At 42.3% G+C, this 371-nt stretch carries 1 pseudogene; it reads left to right on the plus strand.

What is annotated here, in order from left to right:
* Window positions 1-371: pseudogene (locus N473_RS26585) on the plus strand (transposase); the annotation flags it as partial.

Consider the following 371-nt stretch of genomic DNA (forward strand, 5'->3'; position numbering starts at 1 on the left):
AGAAGTTGTTGCAACTAGCCAGGGTGTTCTGTATTGATGTATGTGCTTATGCGGTGATGAGTAACCATACGCATACTGTTTTGTATGTAGATGATAAAAAGGCAAAACGACTAAACGATAAAGCCATTCTTATTCGTTGGCATAAACAATTTAAAGGGACTTGGCTGACCCATAAGTTTGTCAATGGCGAGTCGCTAACCACTTCAGAGCGATGCTTACTGTCAGAGTTGATAGATGAATACAGAAAACGCCTAGCGGATATCAGCTGGTTTATGCGAACGCTTAACGAAGATATAGCACGTAAAGCCAATAAGGAGGATGGTTGCACAGGCCGTTTTTGGGAGGGGCGGTTTAAATCACAAGCCTTGTTA

The sequence above is a fragment of the Pseudoalteromonas luteoviolacea CPMOR-1 genome (assembly GCF_001625685.1).
Taxonomy (GTDB): domain Bacteria; phylum Pseudomonadota; class Gammaproteobacteria; order Enterobacterales; family Alteromonadaceae; genus Pseudoalteromonas; species Pseudoalteromonas luteoviolacea_K.